This window comes from Tolypothrix sp. VBCCA 56010 (assembly GCF_050875635.1).
Classification (GTDB): Bacteria; Cyanobacteriota; Cyanobacteriia; order Cyanobacteriales; family Nostocaceae; genus Hassallia.
This window is the reverse complement of the sequence record NZ_JBPAOH010000249.1, coordinates 1-6704: the sequence shown is the minus strand read 5'-3', so window position 1 is coordinate 6704 and position 6704 is coordinate 1. Positions and strand designations below refer to the sequence as shown.

The following is a 6704-nucleotide window of genomic DNA, read 5'->3' as shown; positions in this document are numbered from 1 at the left end:
GCAAGGGGAAACCCTAGAATATCGGGAGCCGAGTGCGGTGAAAGTCGCACGCTCGGATCTAACAGAGAGGTGCGCGGGATAATACCCGCCATCGACTCTACCAAGACTAGGACTTACGCACTCCTTCATGGAATAACGAACCGCGTTCGGCTTTGCCGTTGCCGCAGGCTAGGCACGAAGGACACGTTCGCCCTTGGCGTCTCCGAAGGAGAAGAAATAGGAGTTTGAGAGATATTTTGCGTAAGTCCTAAAGACGTTATATGGAGACTGTGTTTAACGCATTAATTGTATCTTCCCAAAGTCAATTCATACTATAACTTTTTAAGGCTTTATACTGAAGCGTAAAGTATTTTTTTGTTTGCAAAATGAAAAACAGCTTTTATTGAATAAGTAAAACATAATACTTTAAATTAATTAAATTTATTAAGTTTTAGTCACGATTGTGCTTAAAAGCGTCGTCAAGTTTTTGTTTGCGATCGCCTAAATCTTCGCCTGCGAAGTACCCGAAGGTTGATAACTAACAACTTGGGTTACTAGACTGAAGATATATAGATAAAAATCGCCGTCATTTACTCGCGACTCACACAAAACCATGAGTGCAAACGCCACTATTTCTCAGAATCCCTTACTCAAAGGCTACGGCTTACCTCCTTTTGCAAACATTTCCCCAGAACAGGTAGTCCCAGCCTTTAAACAACTGCTGGCAGAATTAGACACAGAACTTGGCAGCTTAGAAACTAAGGTACAACCTACTTGGAGCGGTTTAGTAGAACCTTTAGAACATTTAACAGAACGCCTAAATTGGAGTTGGGGCATAGTCAACCATTTAATGGGCGTAAAAAATAGCCCGGAACTGCGCGAAGCTTATGAAACTGTTCAGCCAGATGTGGTGCAGTTTGTCAACAAACTCGGTCAAAGTCAAGTTATCTACAATGCTTTTAAAACACTGCGGCAAAGTGATACTTGGGCAACTTTAGATTCTGCTCAACAACGTATCATCGAAGCTTCGATTCGAGATGCAGAACTTTCCGGTGTCGGGTTGCAAGGTGAAGCCAAAGAGCGTTTCAACGCCATTCAAATGGAGTTAGCGGAACTTTCTACTAAGTTTTCTAACCATGTACTCGATGCTACCAAAGCCTTCAGTTTGACTTTGACAACTAAAGCAGAAATTGACGGCTTACCCCCCAGTTTACTAAGTCTTGCCGCACAAGCTGCACGCTCTGAAGGTGCAGAAAACGCCACACCCGAAAACGGACCTTGGCGCATCACTTTGGACTTTCCCAGTTATGGTCCTTTCATGCAGCACAGCACCCGCCGCGATTTGCGAGAACAGCTTTACAAAGCTTTTATCACTCGCGCTTCTTTTGGGGAGTTGGATAATAACCCGTTAATTGAACGCATTTTAGAGTTGCGTCAAGAACTAGCAAATTTACTCGGCTTTAAAACTTTTGCTGAGTTGAGTTTAGCCAGTAAAATGGCTCCGAATGTTGAAGCCGCAGAAGCGCTTTTAGAAGAATTACGTCGTGCTAGTTACGATGCTGCTGTGAAAGACTTAGAAGAACTCAAAGCTTTTGCAGCAAAAAAGGGTGCAGCAGAAGCAAATGATTTGAAGCATTGGGATATCAGCTTTTGGGCTGAACGTCAACGAGAAGAAAAATTTGCTTTCACGGCTGAAGAGTTGCGTCCTTACTTTCCCCTTCCCCAAGTGTTAGATGGTTTATTTGGGTTGGTGAAACGGCTGTTTGGCGTAACTGTCACTCCTGCCGATGGACAAGCTCCAGTATGGCATGAAGATGTACGTTATTTCCAAATTGCTGATGAAACGGGTAATGCGATCGCTTACTTCTATTTAGATGCTTACAGCCGTCCCGCAGAAAAGCGCGGCGGTGCTTGGATGGATACCTGCATCAATCGTGGGAAAATTAGAAAAAATGGAGCGATCGCCACTCGTTTACCTGTAGCGTATTTGGTATGCAATCAAACTCCCCCTGTCGATGGCAAGCCGAGTTTGATGACTTTTAATGAAGTGGAAACTTTGTTTCACGAGTTCGGTCATGGTTTGCACCACATGCTGACTAAGGTAGATTACAGCAGTGCAGCAGGCATCAATAATGTAGAATGGGATGCCGTGGAATTACCTAGCCAGTTTATGGAAAACTGGTGCTATGAAAGACCAACTTTGTTTGGGATGGCAAAGCATTACGAAACTGGCGAGACGCTACCAGAACATTATTATCAAAAGCTGCTGGCAGCAAAGAATTACATGAGTGGTAGTGGTATGCTCAGACAACTGCACTTTAGCATGTTGGATTTGGAATTGCACTACCGCTATCGTCCAGGTGGGAATGAAAGTGCTAAGGATGTACGCGATCGCCTAGCCAAAACCACAACCGTTTTACCACCACTCCCCGAAGATGCCTTTTTATGCGCTTTTGGACACATCTTTGCTGGTGGATATGCGGCTGGTTATTACAGCTATAAATGGGCTGAAGTCCTCAGTGCTGACGCTTTTGCCGCTTTTGAAGAAGCTGGCATCGAAGATGAGCAAGTAATCAAAGTTACTGGCAAACGCTACCGCGATACAGTGTTAGCGCTTGGTGGTAGCAAACATCCGATGGAGGTGTTTAAATCCTTTCGAGGACGCGAACCGAGTACAGCAGCCTTACTTAAGCATAATGGTTTAGCGGCTGCTGCTTAATTTTCTAGCCCACCTAGGTGGGCTTCCCTTCGGGACGCTGCGCGAACGTTCGTATATCCCCACTGCCGTTTTTGGGTGAGGGCGAACAAAACGCAACATTAATTAATATTAACGTTTTGATTAACAACAAAGCGGCTGCTAAATTTTTGCTCATTATAAAACACTATAGCGGTGAGACCAGCCCCCCCCCAAAGGCGGTAAGCGAGCGTTAGATGGGGGACTGGCTCTCTTCGTTGGGTTCTCACTTGCGTCAAATACCCAAACGCAGCTCCAAAGGACAATTCATGAATTGTCCTTTGAGTGTGTATCGTTGTGTATTGCATCCAACACCAAAACCGATATAATTCATATCATGTTTGGCAAATCATACATATTGTAGAGACGTTCGGTTCGGAACGTCTCTAGGACAATTACGACGTTTTTATTATTAATTCAACGGATAAAATATTATTCATTATTTATCGTTTTTCTTTGCAATACTTAACCGTTATTTAATTAAGAATAATTAACATAGATTAAAACTAATAAAAATAATTATAAATAGTTAACTTGAGAGTGCAAAATTGGAAGTATGCTTAATCCTTAGGAGCCTAGTTGATAATTTAAGTAACTGGGTGCAAATAAATATAACTTATCGATAGCTCTTTGTCATATATTTAAAAGCCAATGACAAAAGTTTATTTGTACCGATTTACTTGCTAGGTTGTTGAGCAAAGCGGTGAAAACCATAGCAAACTTAACAACAAAAGGTAACATGATCCAAAAAATTTTGCTAGCTGTCTCTGGATTGGGGCACGCTGAAGAAATGTTAAAAACTTTAACACAATTGCCATCCATCCAAAAGGCAAAAGTTACAGTTTTGCACGTTGTACCTGGAAAAACTACCACTGAAGCAATGACAACTAAGTGGGAAGAAGGTGGTAGAATATTAGCTAATGCGATTCAAACCTTAAACTTAGATCCTAGCCAGATTTCTTCAATTTTGCGGCAAGGAGATCCCAAAGATGTAGTTTGTCAAGTCGCCGATGAAATCGACGCTGATTTGATAATTATGGGTTCACGCGGATTGAAGCGACTGCAATCGATTTTATCAAACTCAGTTAGTCAGTACGTTTTTCAATTATCTTCTCGCCCGATGTTGCTGGTAAAAGATGACATTTATGTCAAAAATATTAAGCGCATTATGGTGGCAATGGATAAATCTGATGCCGCAAAACACTGCTTGAAATTGGCGATATTCTTATTGCAAGGTATTCCTGGCGGTCAGTTAATTCTTGCTAATATTGATACAGATTTACGCGGTAAATCATCGCAAATAACCGAAGTTAGTTCTGAAAAAAATCCAGTTTTTGCAGCGGCAGTTGCAGAAGCCCAAAGATATGCTGTACCTGCTCGTTGTTATACTAGCAGTGGTAAACCAGGTGAAGAAATTTGTCGTTTGGCAGAAGAGTTGAACGTAGACTTATTATTACTCGGTTCGCCCGATCGCCGTCCTTCAATTGCCAAGAGTTTTGTAGATATAGACAGACTAGTAGGCGCTTCTTTATCTGACTACGTTCGCGTTAATGCTACTTGTCCGGTATTGCTAGCCAGAACCGAAGCTTAAGCATCAATAGAAACCCCCACACTACAAGTGCAGGGGTTCTTTATTTTATACCGAAAGTCTTAACTATTTTTCTTTTCCACCTTCGCGGCTGGCAGTTTGGATGTAAAGAATGAGTAAAAATACAGCGGGAACTAGTACGAACAAAATGCTCGCTATGAACCCTAACTCATTAACTTGCATGGCAAAATAGCCTCTCTTTGATTTCCGGTCAACAACTTTAGGATAGCATTATACACGTCCGAGTCAGCCCAAATTTTTACTTACGTTCATTAGTCACGCCCATGAACCGAAACTTCAAGGCTTTGTGACTACGCTGACTGCACCGTTTACCACAGTTTGACAAGCAAGGCGATAACTTTCCGGCTTTTTCTTCAATATCCGTTTTTCGGTATCGGTGCGCTGCGAAAGATTTTCCATTCCTTCAACAATCTCAACAATACAAGTGCCGCAATTACCACCACCGCCACAATTCGTCATTTTGCCAATAAATTTATAGATGTCAATGTTGTTTTGCATCGCTTTAAGGCGCAAATTAGCACCATTTGCTGCTATTACTTCTTTATTTTCTTTAACGAATTTGATGTTACCCATTGTTTAGTGACTTTCAAGGCTGAATGTTGATTTAGCTTGATTGGTGTATCTTACTCATTATATAGAAATATTACAAAACATTAAGAAATATAAAGTTAATAAAAGATGGTTATCCAAAAAATAAGACAGGCATGTTGCCTGTCCCGTAAAATTTAACGATGGTTGTGGCTTTACCACCAAAGCCAAATATTTAGCTTACCTAAAACCCACGGCTGCTTGCCAAACGAAAGCTAGCAACAAAAAGAAAACGGGAATGACTGGTAGAACATCTACCAATGGGTCGAAAATTTGGTAAGCTTCCGGCAATTTTGCTAATAATAGTGCAGCTTCCATGTTCGTTTAAATCCACCTATCCAACACAGCTTTCATAATTGAGAAATATCTTAACACGCATTGGTTCAGTTGTTAATTGTTAGTCGATGGGCATTGGGCATTGGGCATGGGGCATTTTTTCCCCTTGTCCACGGACACGTTCCTTAACGGGGGGAACCCCCGCACTCGCTGTGTCCTCCCCTTGTCTTCCTTGTCCCCTTGTCTCCCCCTCTCCCCATCACCCCATTTCCCCAGGAGTAAGCCAGTGAGCAAATTCTGTGGCGAAGCGATCGCCTAAAATAGCCTCTCTTATCTTTTGGGTAAAGCGTATCAGTTCGCTGATGTTGTGAATACTCAACAAAGTGTAAGCCAAAATTTCTTGCGATCGCACTAAATGAGATATGTACGCACGGGTAAAGTTTTGGCAAGTGTAACAAGCACAAGTTTCATCTAATGGCGTAAAATCTTCACGAAATTTAGCATTTTTCAAATTCCAGCGATCGCCCAGTACCATCGCTGTACCATGTCTTGCCCAACGAGTGGGAATGACGCAATCAAATAAATCTACACCAGAAGCGATGGCGATCGCCATCTCTCGATAAGTACCTACACCCATCAAATAACGCGGCTTATCTGGTGGTAAAAGTGGCGCTGTCGCTTGGACAATATTCGCAATTAATTCTGGCGGTTCTCCCACACTCACACCACCAATTGCATATCCGGGCAAATCTAACTCAGCCAAAGCCACAGCCGCTTGAGAACGCAAATCTAAATACACGCCTCCCTGTACAATACCGAACAACGCCTGATCGCTGCGTTGATGCGCCGCAATACAACGTTGTAACCAGCGATAAGTACGTCCTGTGGCTGCTTCCACCTCTTGGCGAGTAGCTGGATAAGGCGGACATTCATCAAACGCCATAATCACATCCGCCCCCAGAGTATTCTGAATCTCGATTGAGCGCTCTGGTGTTAAGTTAATAATCTGACCATCGTGAGGTGAGCGGAATATTACACCATCTTCAGTAATTTTTCGCATTTCGCTCAAGCTGAAAACTTGAAACCCACCAGAATCTGTCAGCATTGGACCATTCCAGCCCATAAACTTATGCAACCCTCCACCTCCAGCCACAATTTTTTCACCAGGTTGCAGGTGGAGATGATAAGTATTTGATAACACCATTTGCGCCCCAGTTTCCTTTAATTGGGCAGGTGTCAGGGTTTTGACATTTGCGAGGGTTCCCACTGGCATAAACCGTGGAGTTTCAACGATACCATGAGGCGTGAGAAACACTCCAACCCGCGCTTTTGTCTGGCTACAGCAAGCAAGGCATTGAAAAGAAAATGTGGAACTCAAGATAGGAGAGGGGGGGAGGGGGAGAGGGGGAGAGGGGGAGGGGGAGCCAGCGCGTTGCGGAGCCAGTTGCGTGGGCGGGTTTCCCGACCCCAAAGGGGTCAACGAGATTCCCATCTCCCTTTGGGAGACGCTGCGCGAAC

The 6704-nt window shown here is 43.3% G+C and carries 7 protein-coding genes; 2 read left to right on the top strand and 5 right to left on the bottom strand.

The features are described 5' to 3' along the window. Positions 1–592 precede the first annotated feature (592 nt). Both AABK37_RS39465 and AABK37_RS39460 read left to right on the top strand, forming a co-directional pair. The gene (locus tag AABK37_RS39465) at positions 593–2698 is read left to right on the top strand and encodes a M3 family metallopeptidase (RefSeq protein ID WP_432556843.1); all 2106 of its coding nucleotides are present in this window, start codon (positions 593–595) and stop codon (positions 2696–2698) included. Between the two features lie 754 nt (positions 2699–3452). Continuing rightward, positions 3453–4304 (top strand): universal stress protein, encoded by an 852-nt coding sequence (locus AABK37_RS39460; protein ID WP_432556842.1) that lies wholly within the window; start codon positions 3453–3455, stop codon positions 4302–4304. Between the two features lie 63 nt (positions 4305–4367). Here the strand turns inward: AABK37_RS39460 and psbM are convergent, their stop codons facing one another. The 5 genes from psbM to tgt all read right to left on the bottom strand — a co-directional run bounded on the left by psbM (position 4368) and on the right by tgt (position 6564). Continuing rightward, the gene (gene psbM / locus AABK37_RS39455) at positions 4368–4484 is read right to left on the bottom strand and encodes a photosystem II reaction center protein PsbM (RefSeq protein ID WP_432556841.1); all 117 of its coding nucleotides are present in this window, start codon (positions 4482–4484) and stop codon (positions 4368–4370) included. Between the two features lie 114 nt (positions 4485–4598). Further along, on the bottom strand, positions 4599–4895 hold the full coding sequence (locus AABK37_RS39450; RefSeq protein ID WP_432556840.1) for a 2Fe-2S iron-sulfur cluster-binding protein: 297 nt from the start codon (positions 4893–4895) through the stop codon (positions 4599–4601). A 195-nt stretch (positions 4896–5090) separates the two neighbouring features. Next, positions 5091–5228: a photosystem II reaction center protein K gene (locus tag AABK37_RS39445; protein ID WP_006195022.1), complete on the bottom strand. Its 138-nt coding sequence runs from the start codon at positions 5226–5228 to the stop codon at positions 5091–5093. 72 nt (positions 5229–5300) lie between these two features. Further along, positions 5301–5480, bottom strand: coding sequence for a hypothetical protein (locus AABK37_RS39440; protein WP_432556839.1), 180 nt, complete (start codon positions 5478–5480; stop codon positions 5301–5303). Continuing rightward, a complete protein-coding gene (tgt, locus tag AABK37_RS39435) occupies positions 5446–6564 on the bottom strand; it encodes a tRNA guanosine(34) transglycosylase Tgt (RefSeq protein ID WP_432556844.1) in 1119 nt (372 codons plus the stop codon). Before tgt ends, AABK37_RS39440 begins: the two co-directional genes overlap by 35 nt. Positions 6565–6704 lie beyond the last annotated feature (140 nt).

Excerpts from the sequence above, each read along its gene's own strand:
- AABK37_RS39465 (WP_432556843.1), top strand. The coding sequence starts at position 593 with ATGAGTGCAAACGCCACTATTTCTCAGAATCCCTTACTCAAAGGCTAC.
- AABK37_RS39460 (WP_432556842.1), top strand. The coding sequence starts at position 3,453 with ATGATCCAAAAAATTTTGCTAGCTGTCTCTGGATTGGGGCACGCTGAA.
- psbM (WP_432556841.1), bottom strand. The coding sequence starts at position 4,484 with ATGCAAGTTAATGAGTTAGGGTTCATAGCGAGCATTTTGTTCGTACTA.
- AABK37_RS39450 (WP_432556840.1), bottom strand. The coding sequence starts at position 4,895 with ATGGGTAACATCAAATTCGTTAAAGAAAATAAAGAAGTAATAGCAGCA.
- AABK37_RS39445 (WP_006195022.1), bottom strand. The coding sequence starts at position 5,228 with ATGGAAGCTGCACTATTATTAGCAAAATTGCCGGAAGCTTACCAAATT.